General features: G+C 38.0%; 17 protein-coding genes. 9 read left to right on the forward strand and 8 right to left on the reverse strand.

Features of this window, described 5'->3' with window-relative positions; genetic code table 11:
• Positions 1–42: 42 nt before the first annotated feature.
• From xrt to J8L84_RS09645, 8 genes are all read left to right on the forward strand, one after another.
• Complete coding sequence (xrt, locus tag J8L84_RS09610; protein WP_211070508.1) at positions 43–1,428, forward strand: exosortase; 1,386 nt, start codon at positions 43–45, stop codon at positions 1,426–1,428.
• Entirely contained in the window at positions 1,425–2,519 is a 1,095-nt protein-coding gene (locus J8L84_RS20665; protein ID WP_211070509.1) for a GNAT family N-acetyltransferase, read from the forward strand. Before xrt ends, J8L84_RS20665 begins: the two co-directional genes overlap by 4 nt.
• The gene (locus J8L84_RS09620) at positions 2,512–3,849 is read left to right on the forward strand and encodes an O-antigen ligase family protein (protein ID WP_211070510.1); all 1,338 of its coding nucleotides are present in this window, start codon (positions 2,512–2,514) and stop codon (positions 3,847–3,849) included. Before J8L84_RS20665 ends, J8L84_RS09620 begins: the two co-directional genes overlap by 8 nt.
• Positions 3,850–3,867: 18 nt before the next feature.
• Entirely contained in the window at positions 3,868–4,785 is a 918-nt protein-coding gene (locus tag J8L84_RS09625) for a glycosyltransferase family 2 protein (protein ID WP_211070511.1), read from the forward strand.
• A gap of 4 nt (positions 4,786–4,789) precedes the next feature.
• Positions 4,790–5,731: a hypothetical protein gene (locus J8L84_RS09630; protein ID WP_211070512.1), complete on the forward strand. Its 942-nt coding sequence runs from the start codon at positions 4,790–4,792 to the stop codon at positions 5,729–5,731.
• A gap of 133 nt (positions 5,732–5,864) precedes the next feature.
• The gene (locus tag J8L84_RS09635) at positions 5,865–7,298 is read left to right on the forward strand and encodes a lipopolysaccharide biosynthesis protein (protein WP_211070513.1); all 1,434 of its coding nucleotides are present in this window, start codon (positions 5,865–5,867) and stop codon (positions 7,296–7,298) included.
• Between the two features lie 52 nt (positions 7,299–7,350).
• Positions 7,351–8,280 (forward strand): glycosyltransferase family 2 protein, encoded by a 930-nt coding sequence (locus J8L84_RS09640; protein ID WP_211070514.1) that lies wholly within the window; start codon positions 7,351–7,353, stop codon positions 8,278–8,280.
• A 40-nt stretch (positions 8,281–8,320) separates the two neighbouring features.
• Positions 8,321–9,385: a hypothetical protein gene (locus J8L84_RS09645; protein WP_211070515.1), complete on the forward strand. Its 1,065-nt coding sequence runs from the start codon at positions 8,321–8,323 to the stop codon at positions 9,383–9,385.
• A gap of 35 nt (positions 9,386–9,420) precedes the next feature.
• On the opposite strand, the gene J8L84_RS09650 is transcribed toward J8L84_RS09645, so the two are convergent.
• Entirely contained in the window at positions 9,421–11,013 is a 1,593-nt protein-coding gene (locus tag J8L84_RS09650) for a right-handed parallel beta-helix repeat-containing protein (protein ID WP_211070516.1), read from the reverse strand.
• Positions 11,014–11,054: 41 nt separating this feature from the next.
• On the reverse strand, positions 11,055–12,134 hold the full coding sequence (locus tag J8L84_RS09655) for a hypothetical protein (RefSeq protein ID WP_211070517.1): 1,080 nt from the start codon (positions 12,132–12,134) through the stop codon (positions 11,055–11,057).
• Between the two features lie 258 nt (positions 12,135–12,392).
• On the opposite strand from J8L84_RS09655, the gene J8L84_RS09660 reads away from it, so the two are divergent.
• Positions 12,393–13,385: a glycosyltransferase family 1 protein gene (locus tag J8L84_RS09660; RefSeq protein ID WP_211070518.1), complete on the forward strand. Its 993-nt coding sequence runs from the start codon at positions 12,393–12,395 to the stop codon at positions 13,383–13,385.
• 1,222 nt (positions 13,386–14,607) lie between these two features.
• On the opposite strand, the gene J8L84_RS09670 is transcribed toward J8L84_RS09660, so the two are convergent.
• Genes J8L84_RS09670 through J8L84_RS09695 form a run of 6 tightly spaced genes read right to left on the reverse strand, consistent with a single transcriptional unit; the run spans position 14,608 to position 20,621 of the window.
• The gene (locus J8L84_RS09670; RefSeq protein ID WP_211070520.1) at positions 14,608–15,723 is read right to left on the reverse strand and encodes a glycosyltransferase; all 1,116 of its coding nucleotides are present in this window, start codon (positions 15,721–15,723) and stop codon (positions 14,608–14,610) included.
• Entirely contained in the window at positions 15,723–16,766 is a 1,044-nt protein-coding gene (locus tag J8L84_RS09675; RefSeq protein ID WP_211070521.1) for a glycosyltransferase family 4 protein, read from the reverse strand. Before J8L84_RS09675 ends, J8L84_RS09670 begins: the two co-directional genes overlap by 1 nt.
• A 3-nt stretch (positions 16,767–16,769) precedes the next feature.
• Positions 16,770–17,753 (reverse strand): polysaccharide deacetylase family protein, encoded by a 984-nt coding sequence (locus J8L84_RS09680; protein ID WP_211070522.1) that lies wholly within the window; start codon positions 17,751–17,753, stop codon positions 16,770–16,772.
• Between the two features lies 1 nt (position 17,754).
• A complete protein-coding gene (locus J8L84_RS09685) occupies positions 17,755–18,918 on the reverse strand; it encodes a hypothetical protein (protein WP_211070523.1) in 1,164 nt (387 codons plus the stop codon).
• Positions 18,915–20,102 carry a glycosyltransferase family 2 protein gene (locus tag J8L84_RS09690; RefSeq protein WP_211070524.1) on the reverse strand — a complete coding sequence of 396 codons (1,188 nt, stop codon included), beginning with the start codon at positions 20,100–20,102 and terminating at the stop codon, positions 18,915–18,917. Before J8L84_RS09690 ends, J8L84_RS09685 begins: the two co-directional genes overlap by 4 nt.
• Before the next feature lie 6 nt (positions 20,103–20,108).
• The gene (locus J8L84_RS09695; protein ID WP_211070525.1) at positions 20,109–20,621 is read right to left on the reverse strand and encodes a serine acetyltransferase; all 513 of its coding nucleotides are present in this window, start codon (positions 20,619–20,621) and stop codon (positions 20,109–20,111) included.

Raw genomic sequence — 20,621 nt, forward strand, 5'->3', positions numbered from 1 at the left:
CATTATTGTGATTAATGCAACCAATCAACAGGGATATGTAGTATGTGGGAAAATATTGGAAAACTTAAACACTTTTGGGTGTTCTTGCTCCTGCTATGCACATGGTTGGTGTCAAACTACCCAATAATGGGGACGCTGTGGGAGTATGGCTTCGATGATGGCACCTATTCCCACTCTTTCCTTGTACCGTTTATTATTCTGTATCTAATTTATATCTTAGATGTCGAAAATAGAATCCAATTCCGCGGTTCGCTCAGCCTTACTTGGTTCACTTTTCTGCTCTTTACAGGCTTTGCTCTGTGGATAGCGACTTTATCTCAAATAAGCTTGTTATATTGGGTTACGTCTTTATTAGTTCTGATAGCATTAATTTTTCAAGTGTTTAGATTTAATATATCAACCCTTTTTCCTATCGCATATATCGTATTTGTCTACCCTTTCTGGGGCTCCCTAGCTCTGTTATTTCAAAAGATTTCTGTATTCATGGTAACGATAATGATGTCACTCACAGACATCCCTGTTTACGTTGAAAATGAATTTGTCACCATCCCTGCAGGTATTTTTGAAATTGCGGAGGGCTGCAGTGGTCTTAGGTATATTATTGTTTCTTTAGCTATTAGTAGTTTGTATATATTTTTATATTTACGAACATTTAAAGCAGGGCTGGTATTCGCTTGTTTCGCAATATTTGGTGCATTAGTAACCAATTGGATTCGAATTGTTCTTTTAATAGTCATTGGTCATGTAACAGATATGGAAAGTTCACTAATGACCGATCACAATAATTTTGGCTGGTATATCTATATCCCTGTCGCTATCTTACAGTTTTATTTAGGCAAAAAGCTTGAAGAAAAAGAAGAACGAGACTTGGGAAGAAATGAATTTATTGCCAGTCCGACAATGAGTAAGCTCTCAAAGCCGACACTGTATACTGCATTAGTGTTAAGTATTTTTCTTTCCTCTTCTTTTGCAGTAATGTCATCGAAGAATAGCCAAGAGATTACTCAATGCCCACCAATTAGTACTAAAATAGTGCCTATGATATTCAATGCATCTTCAACCTGTGAAACTCAACACCTTGTTGGAGAAATTTCTGTGACGGAGCTGAACTATTCGTTTGATGGTTCGACACTCGACGCTAAAGCATCATATTATTTAAATTCAGCAATACCTAAAGGTTATAAAGAAATTGGTACTATGCCGAATGATAACTGGAACGTAGTTATCGTAGCAGACGCTTTAGCGAACTTTAGGCTTATTGCGTATCGTTATCAGGTGGGCTCGGAGTACGAAACAGAGCTTTATAACTTAAAAAAACAACGGCTGTTAAATGCGCTAAAGCTTTCCAACTTTACCGCAATTCACTGGATATCTTCGCAATGCAAAAATGAATGTAATGCCGAGGACTTGAAACGGTTAGATCTGTGATAAAAGGTAAGCGGGTACGGATACTAACGGACTTACGAGAACTGGAGGCTATTCGAGAATCGTGGGAGAACCTGCATTCATGCGGTTTAAATGCTACCGTTTTTACTAGTTATGAATGGGTTACAACTTGGTTCAAAGTTTATAGTGACACGGTAGCAAGTTTATTTGTCATAGTAATTTGTGACTCTGAGAATATATACGGGTTATTGCCACTTTATGTTAGGAAAGACAATCTATCTGTAGGGTGGTTTATTGGCTCTGGTGAGCCTGAAATGTCTGAAACTTGCAGTGAAATGCAAGACTTATTACTCAGTCCATTAATGGCAGTATCGGACTTACCGCCTCTGAGTAGTATTATGTCGTTAGGTAAAATTGAAGCGATATATTTAAGTAATGTAGCGTTAAACGCAAGCCTCCTTACATGGTGTAAGCTTTCAAAGTCTTCTTATATAGTAAGGTATATTGGAAGGCGTTATCGTGCAATGACGAACATCGATAATAACGCATTGGTTAAGAAAACCGCTCGAATAAGAAAGGCTGCAAACAAACAAAATGCCATAGTTAAGAGAGTCCAGAACCCAAAAGAGCTAATTGAGGTGTTTGACGTACTTGCAACGTTGCACACCCAAAGGTGGAGCGAAAAAGGGCATTTCCCAATTTTTGATGATCCATTGTTCAAGCAATTTCATCAAGAGATATTGGTGAAATTACTTAAGTCGAAAAGGCTTTCATTGATATATCTGAGCGTCGGTAAGAATGTGCTAGCCGTCAATTATGGAATTATTTCTGGTAACGACTTAATTTTCTATCAAAATGGCGTGGATACCTCGTTTAAACCAAATATCTCCCCAGGAATGTTGCTGCACCATGAACAGTTGGAGCTCGCACGTGCGCTTGGGTTAGCGTCTTACGACTTCATGATGTCCAGTGGTTCCGTGAGTTATAAGAGCAACATCTCAGATGAAACAGAAGTTATCGCTTCTGTAAAAATTTTCAACAATCTACGGCAGTTGTATTTTCAAAAAATGATTGGCTATATCAGCTTAATTAAACAATTAGTAAAAAAACGTTTGGGTAGATCTCATGTCTGAACCGATGAAAAGATTCGGCAAACATTCAGAGCATGCTAATTCACCATTTGGCTTTTTTCTACTATGTGTATACGCGGCACTGGTACTAATCAGACCGCACGAGTGGCCAGCTGTAAATATTGAGTTCTCTATATTAAGAACTATTCTAATTGTTACTTTTATAGCTTATTTGATAGGTGTTAGACCTAAAACATGGAATGCTCAATGTACAATAATGGTACTGATGTTCTTTTCTATGTTGTTATCCGAAGTAAGGGCTTTTCGATATTTTTCCGATTTATCAATCGTTCTTGATTGGATTTACTCAAACATCATCCCATTTCTACTTTTCCTTGGTTTTCTAATTTCTATCCGGCGCCAACGTGTGATTTTGTTTATATCAATCGCAGCGTGTCTTGTGATGGTTCAGCATGCTTATGTGCAAATAAATAGCCCAACAGGCGAAGGATGGGCTGAAACAGTTATCTACCGCTACGATACCGGCAAAGAGATGATTCAAGTTCGTTACATTGGAATCTTCAACGATCCCAACGACATGGGGATGTTTCTGGTAATGAATGTTCCTATTGCAGCTTATTTTATGGTCACGGCTAAAGGAATGCTAATGAGGCTGGCATCTTTCGGTACACTTTGTTTGATGTTAGTTGGTGTGTATTGGACGGGGAGCCGAGGCTCTCTCGTGGGCTTAATGGCAGTATTCTTTAGTTTCTTTTATATTCGCTACGGTAAAATTAAGTCCATTATGCTTGCTGGAGTAACTTTACCCGCGGTATTAGTACTTATGGGAACATCAAGAGCTATCAGTAAAGACGATGATAGCGCCTTGCAGCGCCTTACTGCTTGGTACGAAGGCATTCAAATGCTAAAACACCGCCCGCTTTTTGGATTCGGTAAGGGGCGATTTTTAGAGTATCACCCAAAAGTTGCTCACAATTCTTACGTAACTATGATGGCCGAACTTGGCACAGTGGGATATGTGTTATGGATGATGTTTGTTATTTTAATATTTTTTATGTTAATTCGTATTATAAAAATGCCTCAAGAAAAGGAAAGCGGTGACGATCGACTAAAACAAGAGAGAACACTAAGTATATATTTGATGGTGTCTATCATTGGCTATTGCACAACAGCCTTTTTCATAAGTCGAAGTTTCATTATGTTTTTTTATATCTTTGCCGCCATGGTTGCAGCAGCATTTTTTCGCGTAAATTCGACATATCCACAGTTTGATTTGAGCTTTAAAGGCAAAGATTTATTTAAGGTCTTTTTACTTAGTGTAATGAGTCTTATAGCCCTCTACTTTTTAATAACTGTTCTGCTCTCAATTTGAACACTGGAGAAATTTAATGTGGGTAAAGTAAGTATTATAGTGGCCGTTTACAATGGTGAGAAAACGCTTAGAAAAACAATAGATAGTTTACTTTCTCAAACAGTAAAAGATTATGAAATTCTTCTTATTGATGATGGTTCAACGGATACATCAGTAGATATAATATCTGGGTATTTGGATAATGAAAAAGTTAAATATCATAAAAAGAAGAATGGTGGAGTTGCATCAGCCAGAAATTATGGCATTGAGGTTTCCACTGGAGAGTTTATCGGCTTTTGTGATCAAGACGATCAATGGCACGCTGACAAAATCGAGCAACAACTGCCTAAGTTTGACGATATTGAAGTTGGCTTAGTCTACAGTTGGGTTGATGTTTGGAAGCATGGTGTAGAATCAATAAGTACTCCAGAGCAAGAAGGCTGGTGCTTTGAAGAGCTGCTACATAGAAACTTTATATCTTGCTGTACGGCAATGGTTAGAAAGTCAATACTTGAGCGAATAGGCGGATTTGACGAAAGCCCAGAACTACATGGTGTGGATGACAGGCATGTTTGGCTAAGAGTCGCTAAAGAGTCGAAATTTGCCGTAGTCAAAAAACCTCTAGCGACCTACTTTATTCATGGTGAAAATTATTCACTTAATGAAAAAAAGATGTGGATTGCGGATTTGATATGCGTTCGAAAGATCGCTGAGTTGGATGGATCAAGTGATGCTGAGAAGGCAATGTGCCGTGATGCTGAGGTTAACATTAATAAGCATTATGGTGATAACCTGTTGTACCAAAATGAGCCCCAAGCTGCTGCTGTTTGTTACTATCATGCGTGGAAAATAAAACCTCAAAGTATTACGCTCTTAGTTTATTCTAGCCTTCTTTTTATCACCCCACCTTTAGTAATAGAACAAATGCGAGTGATAAAAAAGAAACTTAGTGGGTAGCACAATGCGACAAAAAGCAATATTAGTTATAGGCATGCATAGAAGTGGAACCTCGGCGGTTTCAGGTCTATTAGCTGAGATGGGCGTATTTATGGGGAAAACACTCTTTGCCGCACAAAAAGGGGTTAATGAAAAAGGGTTTTATGAAAATTCTGAACTTGTAGGTCTCAATGAGCAGATTCTAGATAGGCTGCTATGGTCTTGGGATGACCCTCTCGCCGCGTGTATAGACAAACATCTACCCGAATTAGACAATGCCATTGAAAATAAAGGTAGGCGTATAATCGCTAACGATTATGAAAATCAGTCTGCATGGGGGATGAAAGACCCGCGAACTACTTTATTACTTCCATTTTGGCAGAAGGTAATTGATCAATCGGACATTGAAGCAACGTATGTCTTAATGATTCGTTCACCATTTGAAGTTTATGCCTCTTTAAAAAAGCGAGATGGATTTTCTTTAGAAAAGTCACTCATGCTTTGGATTAACTACACGTTGTCTGGATATTTTAACAGTGTAGATAAAAACCTATTTGTTTTGGCTTATGAGCGCTTATTGAGTAATCCACAGGTCGTTGCTAAAGAACTTGCTATGGTTGCATCTTTAGATGTCGAATTTGACCCTGACTCGTTAAATTTTATCGATAAAAATCTGAAGAATCAGGCAAATATTAATACGCCTAAAACTCCCTTAACATCTATAGCTTTAAAACTTTTTGACGCATTTACCGAACCAACTGTTAATCACGCTAAAGTTGTGGAAACTGCAACAGAATATTCAAAATACAAAAAAAGTCTGTCGCCAGTATTAATAGAGCATTTAATTTCTCTTAAAAAAGAAGAGGTGCATTTTAGGCACCTTTTTATGAAAGCATATCAGTCGTATTGGTGGAAAATTAGTTGGCCAGTAAAAATGTTTGAGCAGTGGTTGTCTAAAGATAAATAGCCAGTAAGTAGTCAACAATATTACGTGTGCCATTCAATATTGCTTATGCAAGAAAACAAAAATGGAAAAAAATGATAATTGATAATTCGCTGAGCATGAATTCTGGTCTTACCCAAAGTCGGGAACAGGTGTTATGAGGCAGCTGGTGCTAGACTCTTTGAAGTGGGTAGCTTTAGGGAAACTTGTTGGACAATCTGTTCGATGGTTAACAACAATATTTACGCTACGATTCTTATTTCCAGAAGACTACGCAGTAATCGCATTAGCTTCATTTTTTACTTCACTTCTTTGGTCGTTTAGTAAAAGCGGTATCGCAGCTGCTTTAATAAGGGAAAAAGAAGTTGATGAGAGGCTACTTGGTGAGTTTTTTACACTAACAATCATTGCACATTTTCTACTATTTGCTCTGTTACAGATTTCTGCTCCTTACTTAGCTGGTTTCTACGACGATCAAAGGTTAGAGGCAGTTGTCAGGGTGACGTCAGTTACATTTATTATCGCGCTGGTTGGTTTTATACCAGGGACGTTGCTCAACCGTGAGATGCGCTTCAAGAAGCTTTCAGTGGTAGATGCTACAGCAGAATCTGTAAGCGCGTTATCGACCGTAACCCTAGCTTGGGCAGGTTTTGGATATTGGTCTATCATTGCTGGCATATTAATTTTAGAAACGATAAAACAATTTGGGTATTTAATTAAAAACACAGTGTGGGTTTTCCCAAAACGCTTCACTGCAAAAACAAAAAGCATTTTTGAGTTTTCGTGGAAAGCGGCCTTGCAGGCTACCATTGGCTATGCAATTTTCAATGTCGATATTGCCATTGCAGGATTGTATTTATCAACAATGGAACTGGGCTATTATCAGTTTGCCGTGATGTTAGCTATGATGCCAGCAGCTAAGGTTTTACCCCTGCTAAGACAAGTTGCCTATCCGGTCTACTCCAAAATTCAAGAGGATCCTGTAGGGATAGAGCGTTATTTTTTGAAAAGCCAACGTTTGAGCGCTCTACTATTTGTGCCTGTTTTTTTCGGCTTGGCGGGAGTTGCTAATACGCTCATTCCAGCGCTCTTTGGAGACAAGTGGGTTCCTGCAGCACTAACATTATCAGTATATTGCCTTTCAATGCCTATCAAAAGCCTAGAGCAGCTTTTCGGCCCAGTACTAAAATCGTTGAATAAAATGAATGTCATAATAGGGAACACGGCAATATTTGGTGTGGTTTTAGTTCCTTCTTTTCTTATTGGCGCTCAATATGGTGGGGTAGGGTTAGCATTGTCCTGGCTGCTAACATTTTTCTTCTGTTTTGTCATTAATGCATATCGCTCGTGCAATGCGATAAACATTTCATTCAAAAGTTGTTTATCGGCAATAGTAATGCCTCACATCATTGGCCTACTTATGCTGGTTATTTGCTTTACTCTTGGGTACTGCTTAACAAATGTCGTTAGTGTTTGGATAATATTAGTCGTTCAAGTAAGTATTGGAGCTTTGGTATATGTGGGGCTAACTTGGATGATATCGAAAAAAGATCTTCAAGAGCTACTGCATCTATTTAAAAAGAAATCCTGATGATTTCGATGCTGCTCTTTATACTACAACCTCAAAAATCTTGAGATAATTTATGGTAAATATCGTTATTGCTGTCATTACCTGTAGACGTCCTGAGTGGCTTAATCGTTTGCTCGAGGAGCTATTAAAGCAAAATGTCAGATCTGATATGCATGTTAGTGTATTGGTTGTAGACAATGCGAGTGACGCAAAGACTAAAAATGTCGTTTTGAAACATCAATATCGTAACCTTAGTATTGAAGTACTTTACGAGGTTGAATCAACGCCAGGCATAGTGTTTGCTAGAAATAAATGTGTAACCACTTTTTTAAAAATGAGTGGTGAATATTTACTATTTATCGATGACGATGAATGGCCTGGAAGTGATTCGTGGCTGATTAACATGTTTGATGCGGCGATAAATTCAAAAAAGCACATAGTAACAAGTCACGTGATTTCGGTAGGAGAGGAAGGTACTCCTCCTTGGGCTATCGATTTAATTTATGGCGATAATCCGTTAACACCGGGTCAGGCTGTTGATGTTTTTTATACCAATAATCTATTACTGTCGCGCGAAGTTATAACTTCGGTTTTTCCCTGCTTTGATGAGCGCTTCGCGATGACAGGGGCAAGTGATTATCATTTTTCATTACGATGTAAAAAAGCTGGTTTTAATGGCGTCTATATTGATGCGCCTGTTATTGAAGAGTTTCCAAAAAGCAGGGCTTCAATCAAGTGGTTTTGTAGAAGAGGTTTTCGCTCGGGTATTGGCTATACTCGCTCACATTTATTCGAAGAGAGAAAAGTGACCGCTATTGCTCGATGCTTAGTGATGTCTATTATTCGATTACTGAGAGGATTAGCAAAGTTGGTTATCGGCATTTTCAGTTTTAATAAAATGCGCTTTGTTGACGGACTGTTCCGGATATCTTCAGCTGCAGGAACAATAGCAGGCTTTCTTGGAATAAAGCATGAAGAATATAAAATTATACATGGCAAATAGTGTAATTAAGATCATTTAAATGTGTGATAGAGGAAAAGTTTTGAAAGATAAAAAGCCGAGTGTGGTTGTCCCCCTTAAAACTAACGCTAGACACTTGCAGCAGTTGTTTACAGGGCTGGAGTCCCTCGCACGCAAAGGTTTTATATCTCTTATGTATGAAAGAAATGTGGAACAGCATCACAAGGCAAGCGTTTTCATAAAAGTCGATAATGCGCAGATATATATAGATTGCTCAGACTCTCCAGATATCCATAAAGAGGAATATCAGCATTGCGAACTTTATTTTAAACGAACTTTGAGGAAAGAGGATAGGCAAACACTGAGTAAGCTTAGGCCTTTTGGTCTGTATTTCGAAGTGTACCCTTCGTTTCGTTCTCTAATGACTTTACGACGTTTTTTAAGCTTTTCAAATGATGGCATGAAAGGAAAGGGTAAAACTGTTGTTAAGCTATTAGATTCAGACAACAAGTTGGGTTTTATGCCTAGGGAGTCAGCTTTTTATAGTAGCAAGAAAGCTACTGGTAAAGGTCAAGCGTTAAAAGTACTTTTCTACGTCAGACTTTGGGATCCAGAAAGTGACAAAGAATTTGAAATTTCTGATATCGAACGTACAGATAGGGAAAAAATAAATACATCACGGATAAAAACGATACGTTTATTAAAGCAGAAATTTAAAGAAAATGCTTTGGTAGGTGTAATGGATGACAATTACTCACGAAAAGTTGCTCCTGATTTAATTGTTGATAAGTCTAAAACGTCTAAAAAACAATATCTCAGTCAAGTTAACTCTGCATCTGTATGTATAGCTACAACAGGTTTACATGGCTCAATTGGTGCAAAATTTGCTGAGTATGTTGCTTTAGGGAAGGCGATCGTTACCGAATCTTTTGATTATGTGTTGCCTGGTACATTGGATGAGCCAGGACATTATTTAGAGTTTAATTCTCCCGAGCAGTGTGTAGAGAAAGTTAGTCAACTATTTGATACACCCAATATGCTTGAGCAAATGGAAAGTATGAATATACGCTATGCCCAGCAATATATGACCTCTGAAAAAATGGTGTCTAGAATAGTTGAGGAAGTTAAGCTCGATACTTTGTTATAGGGCTAACACTCCCTGAAATTTTACACTGGCGGTATTCAACCTTCGATTCCTTCAATGTAACTATTTATAATAGGGCGACGACGTCTAATTTCATTGTATTCAATTATTATGGGCTCGATGAAAGTATTCCTTTTTAAGATGATACTTTCCACGTTCGTGTCAGATACGTCTGCATGTATTCGCTTAAGTAGCTCAGTACGTTCATTAAGCGTATTTTCTTTAATGGTAATGTTGGGCTTTCCTTCAACCCATTCCCGATTTTGAAGCTCGTCTGTAACTAACACAATGCTTTTGGGTTTTGAAATGAAAGCTACGGTGTTCCCACTTAATGTTAAAGAGCGGAGGCCTTGGAACGTTCTGACAAGCGTTCTGTTGAAATTTGGAGCCAGTAAAAATAAATTGTCTCTAAATAATGTGTCTCCCCGAGACGCACTATTACCGTCTCCGCCCACGCGGCTTCCGAGTCCTGGGGGTTGATGAAGTAATATATTATTGAAAACTGTGTTCTGCTGGCCATAAAAATCAAATTTTCCGTCGTAGCCTATTAATTCAATAAGGTACTTGGCTTGAGGGTGATCACCAGATTCAATCCAATTCCCCTCAATGAGCGTGTTCTGAAAGCGAGACTTTATACTGTTACCCCTGTTGTTGTGTATAAAGCTGTTTTTTATAGTGAGCAAGCTATTTGGAAAGCTGTGTTGATCGCTAGCAGCATAAATTGCATGACCCCAGCTGCGGCCAAGTGCTTTTCCTCCGCTTTCTCTTACTTCACTGTTAAGAATAGTCAGGTTACCGGAATTAAGATCTGTTCCGAGTATACCGGTGCTACATCGTTGAATAAGTACATTCTTGATCGTAGTGCCATTAGATTCGTTCCTAAAACATAAACCACCGTCTTGTATGATGATGTTCTCTATTATCCAATAGTGAGAGCCCCTCAAACTGACAGTCCAGTTGTATTTTTCAGAGCCACCAGCTACTATCGGTCGGTCTTTCGCTGCGTTAGTATTTCCTTTTAAAGTTATAGGGAGATTTTTTGTTCCAGGTACATATCTAATGTCGAAAGGCTCATAAGTTGCATTGGCTTCTAAAAATAATGTGTCGCCAGCAACAACGTCAGGTAATACATCCGATACTTCTCTGTATGGGTAGCTGGGGCCAATAAGCCACGTCCTAGGCTCCCGCTCTACATTCAGTGTTTGAATTGACCAAATTATTCGATAGACTTTTCTTCGTCGCTCTTGATCCGTTTCGTTAAATGTAAGGCGAACGACCTGATTACTATTAAACTTTGAGGGCGCTCTAAATTTGAAAGATAATTTGTCACCATCTTTTACCATATGGTTATTGTCTGAATCATATGCCTCTTCATTAATTAAAATGTTAACATTTTTCATATCTTCCAGAATTAATGGGAATTTCCCCACCCCGGTCACGACTACACAACCTTGAATTTCTTCATTAGGGGAGGCATCTAAAACTGCAGGTAGTGCTGCATCATGTCTCACTCTCCATTGGTAGTCTGATATGTCTTTTTCGACACAGCCGAAGTCTCTTGTATGTCCAGGCACAGATGAGATAAGTAATGAAATGAGTATAAAAAGACGAAGTGTGAACGGTTTAATCATATTACGTTTGGCTCAATGAGTTTCAATAGATGATAAAATAGTTATCGGCCAGTGATGCGGCGTATTAATTCTCGCAACCTAGAGCCTGAACTTAACTGCCGAAAGAGAAAGGCTCTTATAGTTCTTGATAATAGCGTTATTAAAATGAATCGACGTGATTTGACCGGAGTAGTTATTATCTGAGCAATATTATCTTCGTATGCCTTAACTACATTGCTTAAGTGGTATCGTTTATCACATTGAAATTTTAAAGTTTGTCCGTACTTGATAATATCTGTTTTTCCCATCCGCTGCATATCTTCTATATTTTTCAGATAAATGCCATCTTTTTGAAGTAATTCGACAGCTGGGTGGTCTTCATTGACAAATTGAGGAACTGCCGAGCTGGCATGAATTTGACATTTAGTCGGGGGTTTAGTGAGGTGCCTAAACTCTCTAGTTTTGTAATCGATGCATGATATGCACGAGGCTAGATAGGCATTTTGCTTTTCAACAGACCACTTTTGAACTACATAACCTTGAATCTCAATATTGCCATCATCACCTACAATGGGGGGGCTTAATCCTAGTCTGTCTAATTGCAGAGTAATACTGTTCAGGTCTTTGGTAATATTTTGTGTGTCAGAAAGTAAAACGATAGTGTCAGGATGAATTTTCTGGTCTATTAGGAATCTGATAGTCTGGGGGACATACTCAGATACGCCTAGCCATAGTCTAAAGTCTTGAACTGTACTATTGCGCTCAATATCAAATTTTTGATAATGATCAATAGCATACTTTGGAACCGAAACAGGTAAATAAGTATTAATATTGCTATTGTGAATAAAAATGGCGTCTAACAGTGTGAGGACTGTCTTATCAGACCATATTTGAAAAGTTGAGTAATAATAATCGATTGGGACGAATATTAGTTTAGTTGTTTTGAGTCTTCTGAAAGTTGAATTCTTAGGCAAAAATTTTGAAAATATAGCAATATGGCAACTTTCGTCAATATCCTCTTCGTTCTCAAAATATGAGATGCTGTAATCAGTTTTTTTTTGTAAACAGTCGAACACATCTGTTAAAACCCAATCAAAGCTTGGGGCATTTGTTTTTGGTCCAATGGTGATTTTGTAACTCACTCTACTCTTCCTTAACTTGAACAATGACATGTTACCAATAAGTGCGTATCTCAAGAAGACAATGATTGGCAGATATGAACCAAAGAATAATTACAGTTTACACTAGAAGTTGCTTTCTAAAACACAAATTATGGATGATAGAGTTTCGACTAGTTATAGAGTCGCCATGAAATTACATGATACAATATTATTACTTAAGTTTTTATTCGCTCAATTTTTTTATTTCCAATAATAAAAATATCACATTAAGAGAAGCCCATGAAAGTTGGTGTATTTCGTCCTGAAAATCTTCCAGAAAGCTTTGATGTTTGTATTGATAATATTGTAAAACACGCCAGCACTTTAGATGTAGAGTTTATACAAACTACAGATGTTTCAATATTGGCATCTGTTGATTTGATTTGGGATCCAAGGGCCGGTGGCGGTCACGCTCCCAGCGATATTCTTTGTAATTTAAGAAAACCTTTGGTGGTTACTCTGCATGGAATTGGTCCTATGATGTTTCCAGAACACTATTCCGTAGGTCTCCGTCACAGGCTTAAGGTACTTAAAGACAATAAAAACAAGAAGCTGGCCTGGAAAGGTGCGGAAGGAAAATTCAGTCATATTGTCACAGTTTCAGAATTCTCTAAGCGTGTAATAAATCAGTATCTCAACATAGACAACGATAAAATCTCTGTTATCTACAACGGTGTAGACACAAGTGTGTTCAATCATTCGATTACCATTGATAAACCAAATCCTTATTTTCTCCATGTTTCAAATGATGAATCTAGAAAGAATGTTGATAGAATAATAAAAGCCTACTCAAAAATAAAAAATGAAAAAAAGTGGCCTTTAATTTTAAAGCTATCCAGCAAAAGAACTACTGATGTTGATAAGGTGGAAATAATAAATGAGCGATTAGACGAAAGCGAATTGTCTAATTTGTATAAGGGAGCTGGGGTATTTTTGTTTCCTTCTATCTATGAAGGGTTTGGTATTCCAATTATCGAAGCAATGGCTTCATATTGTCCGGTTATCACTTCTGCTGGAACTGCATGTGAAGAGGTTGCTGAAGGCCACGGAATACTTGTAGATCCGAACAGTGTCAACTCTTTAAAACAAGCAATGATAAATATAATGGAAACTGCTCCAAAGGCAGAAAGTTTGGTTTTAGCTGAACGACACGCCAAATCTTATAAATGGGAAAAGGCGTCAAGGTCTTATTATAGAATTTTTAAAGAAGTGCTCGATAAACATCAAGGTTAGGTATTTGAGGGGGCGTGGGCTTAGCTGAGTTATCAATAGTTATTGTGGTTGGTTGTAACAAGCAAGATTTTATCTTTTACTCGACATCTTCTATTTAGAATTTTCTATATTAATTATACTGTTTTAAGAGGTATATTATTTTGTTAGGCAGCTTTGCTTACAAGGCAAGTTTTAGTACTACAGGTTCATATATTTATGAGAAATGTTTCACTAGATTTACTAAAGCTTTTTAATGGCTTTCATGGTTGTTGCGTTGCATGCGAATTTTTTACTCGAATACTCTTCGCTAGGCTCATACCTTTTTGTAAACGGTCTTTTTAGAGTAGCTGTGCCCATATTCTTAATAATTAACGGTTTCTACTTTTTTAACATCTTAACACAGGGTGCACAGTCAACTTGGTTTAAAAAAGTTTTTATCTTATATGCTATATGGATGATGTTGTACTCGTATTTTTGGTTTTCTATACCAGAATTTTCTTTTTCAGGCATCTTCAAACTAGTTAGAGATATAGTAATAGGGTACTGGCACTTATGGTATATATCAGGGATGTTAGTGGCCGCTATTATAGTTATGCTTTTTAACAACAAATCTACCAGCTTTCTAACTGTCGCAATTTTATTGACTTTTACTTTGGGGGTAGCGATCCAATACTTGGGAAACTATCAGAATTTCGAAGGCAGTCTATTTAATGTGTTATTTAATCGAAACTGGTTTCACCGAAATGCGATTCTATTTTCATTTCCATTCTTTTGTATAGGCTTTTTGATCAATAAGCATAAAATGCATAGAAAGATTAAAATACAGACTGCGTGGTGGTTAGCTATTTGGGGATTGTTTTTGCTATTTTTGGAGTCGTATTTTAACTTTAACCAAGATAGTAATGAAGGTGGCTTCGATAACTATTTTTCTCTAATTATAGTATCACCTTTTATGTTTATTTTTTTCTCGAAAATAAGTATACACGGTAGTAGCAAAAGTATAGCGCTATACTCATCTTCAATTTATTTTGTTCACGCATTTTTCTTACTTTTATTGATAAAGTACACGGCATTTCAACCCACCGCTTTAACTTTCGCATCAATTTTGCTTTCTACAGTAGCATCGTATTTCATAATAAAAATTAATAAAAAGGTAAATTACTTGTTGTAAATAATCAGATATACAGAGCGAAATAAGTTCAGATTATTGTACGAAGTTAATGCTAAACAGCCGTATAAGCACTTAAATAAAGAGTTCACTAATTTTTTTTGCTGTGTTGACCCAAGTATAGTCTTTTATAGAGCTTCGAATGATGTCAGGCTTCCATTTTGTTTGCATTGTACTTTTAATTCCAGCCACAATTGATGCTGCCGATAAAGGTTCAATCAACGTGCCATTAACCCCAACCATCAGTACTTCTGGAATACCTCCTACAGTGGTTGCTATAACGGGCGTTCCTGTGGCTAGAGACTCCATAACAACATTAGGAACACCTTCCCTGTAGCTTGGTAGAATGAGAGCGTCTGCGTCTTGTATGTGCTTACACAATTGACTATGGGGTATAGGCCCTAATATGCTTATAGTTTGTTGTAAGCCAAACGACTCTACTTTCTCTTTCAGCTGTGCCTGACTACTTCCACTACCAATAATAGAGAGTGTAATTGAAAGTTCATCTTTTAAGGCTGCTATTCCTTCAACGAGTTCAAATATACCTTTTGTAGGAATAATAGAACCAATAAATACGAAATGAGAATTGGGTTGCTGGAATACTGATGTTTCTCTTAAGAAAAACGTGTCGAAATCGACTCCATTGTACACAACCTCAGCAGTTATTGAGGGCGCATGTTGTTTAATGACCTTGGCTAAAGCGTAACTTTTTGTCGTAACAGATGTAGCCGTCTTAAACGCCCATTTCATCTGTATTCTGTGCAAAGGCTTTTTCATGAGAGCATTCACATCGCTGCCTAAACATTCAATAATTAGTTTAAATTTGAACAGCTTCTTCAAAACAGCTGAACATACTCCTTCAGAGTAGGCCCAACTAGCTATAACGTTATCGGCCTTGGCAAATAATAGGAGGGGCTTTATACAAACTATTATAGATAACAACATAAAAATTGGATGCAAAAAACTTAAAACTTTGGGGATGTAAAAAAAGGGGAATAGGCAAGAGTTACCTTCTGCCCGGTGCCCGTTAACTAGCACTTCTTTTATCCATACAAACCAAGGGACGGGAACCAGCAACGTTATATTTGCATGACTACGTAAATGCCGTATTTCCTCTTGATTATACGTCGCTCTAGTTGGTTGCCAAGGCAATGGGTGTAGATTTGTAAAAAACAGGATATCTGATTTCATTATTGGTAACTTTTTTGATAAATCATACAGATGTGTTTTATGGCGAACTGGTCGCGAATAAAAGCATAGGCGGCTGCCCCCATTTCCTGTAGTGACTTTCTATGGGTATTTGCAAAAGTTAATTGTTGCTGCCATTCCTCTAAGTTATTCAGCGAATAGACTATACCATTGCACTGGTTTTCAATAACATTAGGTATTTCGCCAACACTTGTTGAAACGGCAGGAATTCCTCGAGCCATTGCTTCAAGCAAAGACATTGGGAGGCCTTCTGTAGTGGAGTTGATAAGCAGCAGGTCTTTATTCTCATAAATGGCCTGTTCATCCAAAACTGCCCCATAGAAAGTGATGGATTGGTTTAGATTCAATTGTGTTGTTAACATCTCTAAATTAGATTTTTCAGGCCCGTCACCATATATATGAAGTTCAGCATAGTCGGAACAGCCATATTGTTTGAATGCTTCTATTAGCTGTGCAATATTTTTAAGTGGTACTAATCGACACACAACGCATAGTTGTAATTTGGATTGCTTAGAAATTTCCTGTGGTTTTAAAGGAATTACAACACCATTTTTTATCACTGTAACTGATGAAGTAGGCCATCCATAGCGATTTTTTATGCCTGCTTTAATATTTTCTGAAACGCCATATGAGCGATTTATATAAAGCCTTGCTAACTGGTGAGATTCTTTTACGAAACTTATAGGCGGCTCTACTTCACCATGTATGGTATACACCACCTGCTTGATTAATAACACAGGGAAAATTAACGTGAATGCACGAACAACAGCTGGTGAATGTATATGGACCGTAGAAAACGTTGAGACTGCTCTAATTGAAGACCATGCGCGAGATATTAAATTACCTGTTATGTTTATTACCTTGACGCCCGAAGTTTCCATTTCTTTTTGAAAGGCATCGGAGGGGGCACCAAACGATAGTACGGCAACCGTTAAACCTTGTAGCTTCTGCTCTAACACTAGGTTTCTAACGCACTTCTCTGCGCCTCCTACTTTTAGACTGCTCACACAATGCAATATCCGCATTTTCTAAAATTTCCCAGTGTAACTGAACATGTTTTTTAGCGCGGCTTCATCAGCTTCAGGAGCAATAGGGAAACGATGTAGATCATAAGGCGAATTCGAGGGAGATATATTCACACCCGGTAAAAAGTTAAATGCTATTTGATATCCAGTATTTCTAAGCCCATCGATGACTTTTTGGTTATAAGTCGATTTATTTCCGACTGGATATGAAAATGCGGTAACTTGGCAGGGTAGATATTGCTCCAATAAAGCTTTTGAATGACTGAGTTCATAAAATAACTCATCATCTGTTAGCTTTGTAAGAATGTCGTGATTATGTGAATGTGCGCCTATTTCCATTCCTTCAGCAAGCAGTGTGTTGAGTTGCTCCCAACTCATAAATTCTGCATCAGGATAACCTGTAGAATGGGAAAGCTCTCGCTCAATCTCCAAAATTTGTTCGTTCGCTGAATACTTACACAGTTTTACAGCACTTAAAATATCCCTGATGTAAGATTCTTGGTTGCCTGAATAAATAATCTTTTGATTCCACCCAGATAATATAACTTCACTAGGCTTGTAACGTTTTATTAAATAAGCAATTTTGTCCCACCACGGAACAGTATTGTTACCCACAAGTCCCGTTGCAATAAAGAAGCTAGCCGTGACATTGTGTTTTTTTAGAACCGGCAATGCGTTAGTGAAATTGTCTACATAACCATCATCAAAAGTTAAACACATATATCGCTTAGTTGGTGGGCTTTTACTTTTTATTAACTGCTCTAGCTCAGTTAGGCTAATTACCGCAAAATGTTGTTTTATAAATCCAATGTGATTATCTAATTCATTAGTACTACAAGAAAATACACAAGGGTCAAAAGGCGTGTCTTCTCCTGACCCGATACGGTGGAAATTAAGACAATAAAGACCATTAGGCCGATTTTCCCAGTAGTAGCTATCAAGTCCAAGTAAGCCACCTAACTTCCTTTTTAAACGGGAAAACTTCAAGTTACAACCTCTTAAACGTTGGCGCTGGCAAAACGAAATTTCTAAATTCGTTGGGGTTACCTTCTGCGCCAGCTTCTGCAGCTTTGATTATATTGTACATTTCTCGAGCGGAAACATAGTGAAGTAAGTAGTTTTCGCCATCGTTGTACTTGTCATTAAGGTGGCGATGCATTGCTTCTACAGGTTTCCCTAAAAGCGTATCCATATCCCCATCCTGCGCACCATGAGTGTGAATTTTGATAAATACCCACTCAGGCTTCCCTTTAACATGAATGCCTTGGTCAACCCACAAATCGACGCGGTTTGGGGTTGGGGGGAAAGTATGTCTGACATCAGAATTTTCAATTTGTGGGAAAATTCCTTTTTTCTTAACCTTCCAATTCAGCCCTAAAATACCTTGGATAAGAAGTAGGTCGCCCCATGCTCGTCCACCTTTTTCTATTGGCTTGCCAGTTTCGTAGGATTTTGGTTTTTCAGGATCATCTTTAGCGTAATAAATAGTATTGAGCATGGCAGGCTGAGATGTATCTGGTGATGGGAATGTGAAATCGGCATAACAACCCGTTTCGTTTAATACAATTAACTCATCGTTCACACCACACCAATGACCTTCAGGGTGTGAATTATCCAACACCCAGTTTCCATGAATAAAAGCATAGGTAGGCTTTCCCGTCTTGGGATCAATGCTCAATGCGTTGTGTTCTTCATGAAGGCATTGCGCAAATCCCGACAGGGTCTTTCTCAAGTTATCACTTGTATCATTTTCATGGTGTAAGTGAATTTCAATTTCGCCGAACCCCTTGGCACAAAGGTCTGAAATTTTATCGAGATGCTCTTTTCTATATTCTTCTTCTGGGTAGAAAAAACTATGTTTGGGATGACAGCCATCCGAATCAGTAAACTTCGATGCCATTAATGGGTAATCTGACATCCAACGGTCTACACGTTTTCTTTCTAATTCAATATTATCTTTGTTAAGCCATTGAGGTTCATAATGGTCCACGAAGCAAAACATGACATGCTTCGTACCAGAATGTTCTGGGGCTGTCGAAAATTGGCTCTTGGTATAGTTCCATAGCCAACTTTGCATTTTTTTCTTTCTGACAATGAAAATAAAAGCGGCTATGAAGAGTGTAAGTAAAATTATTGCAACAACTGCAATCATCGAGATGTCCTTTGCCAAGTAGCAGATAAATTGCTTGTTAAATATCTAATGTAGCCGCGAAAGAGCGATATATTCATGGATACAAAAAACGTTATTAATGATACTAAACCACTAACAATAGGTATGTTTTTTAAAAGCTTAAGGCTTCCAAGTAGCCATAGGCAATAGAATGCAACTTGCGCGCTAAAAAGATAAGTGTAAATCGAATGGCTATGCCAAAGCAAAGCGAAATTTGTAGATAAAGAGAGGATCATGAAGTGTGGTACAAACCAACGAATAACTTTATGACTTATATAGGAAAACCAGCGCCACTTATATTTAGGGTTGAGTAACCATGTCAGCCTAGCAAAAGCTTGGTAATTGCCTGCGCCAATGCGTACGCGACGATTGGCTTCTTCTTGCATGCTTGGGGCTATCTCTTCTATTGCTTTTGCTTCTGGCGTGTAAACCACAGATTGATTTTGTCGCGCTACATTCATCACAATACAGAAGTCATCGATAATCGTGTTGCTTGGCAGAGGTATATAAAATTCAGTTTTAATGGCATATATGCCGCCATTCGCTCCCAATAGAGCATCTAACCTTGATTCATGGAATTTCAGTACTTGTTCATACTTCCAATAAAGGTTGTCTTTGTTATCTCCTGAATGTGCATCAATGAGAACTAGCTCACCACACACAGCGCCTACTCCTTTCTGATTGATAGACATAACAAGTTGGGTAACCGCGTCTTTTTCGAAGGCAGTATTCGCATCCGAAAAGATAGTTATTTCCGAAGTAACACGTTCCATCAAATCATTTAATACATTAATTTTGCCTCGATTCTTCTCGAAGCAAAAAGTACTTAGTCGAGGGTCGTCAAAAGATGCCAATATGGAATTAGTGTTGTCCGTACTTCCGTCAGACGCAACGAAGATACTGAGCTTTTCTGCCGGATAATCTAAAGCGAGTAAATTTTCAATGCGTTCTTTAATACATGATTCTTCGTTGAATGCAGATATAACGATAGTGACTGAAGAGTCATCAGATGTATCTAAACGCCGTTCTTTTTTAATTAGCGTATAACGGGTATCTCTAACGCATTGAACCAACGCGCTGACCAGTATTAATATGAAAGGATAGATAACATAGCTATAGATAATAGCCAAAGAGACAACCCAGAATAAAATTTCAATATACTTCATTTATGCTTACTTTGATTTCGCGGGAATGCCAAGTGCAGTTTTGTTCGACTCTACGTCCTTTACGACTACGGCATTAGCGCCTACTTTTACATTGTCACCCACAGTGATAGGGCCAAAAACTTTAGCGCCAGCACCAATAAATATATGGCTTCCAAGAGTGGGAGATTTTCCTTTTTCATCACCCATTACGACACCGCTTTCTACAGTGATATTGATTCCACCCTTAACTTTGGAATTTATAACCACGCCGATAGGATGCATAATGACGAAACCTTCACCAAATTCTGCACTTACGCCAATTACACAGCCGTTGTAGACCCTGTTTATGTGTTGAATTATCAGAGCAATAGGCGCCAAAATTTTTGTTTTTGCGCACCTGCCAGCTAAGCGGAAAAGGATATTAGCACTAGTTCCGTCAGTAAGGCACGTTCTAAGTAATGATATTTCAGCGCCATCTTGATGAAAAATTTCCTGTTTTCTTTTTAAGTCAGATTTTATGAGTTGCAATGTAGATGGCAT

Source organism: Alteromonas sp. MMG017 (assembly GCF_018100795.1).
Lineage (GTDB): Bacteria > Pseudomonadota > Gammaproteobacteria > Enterobacterales > Alteromonadaceae > Alteromonas.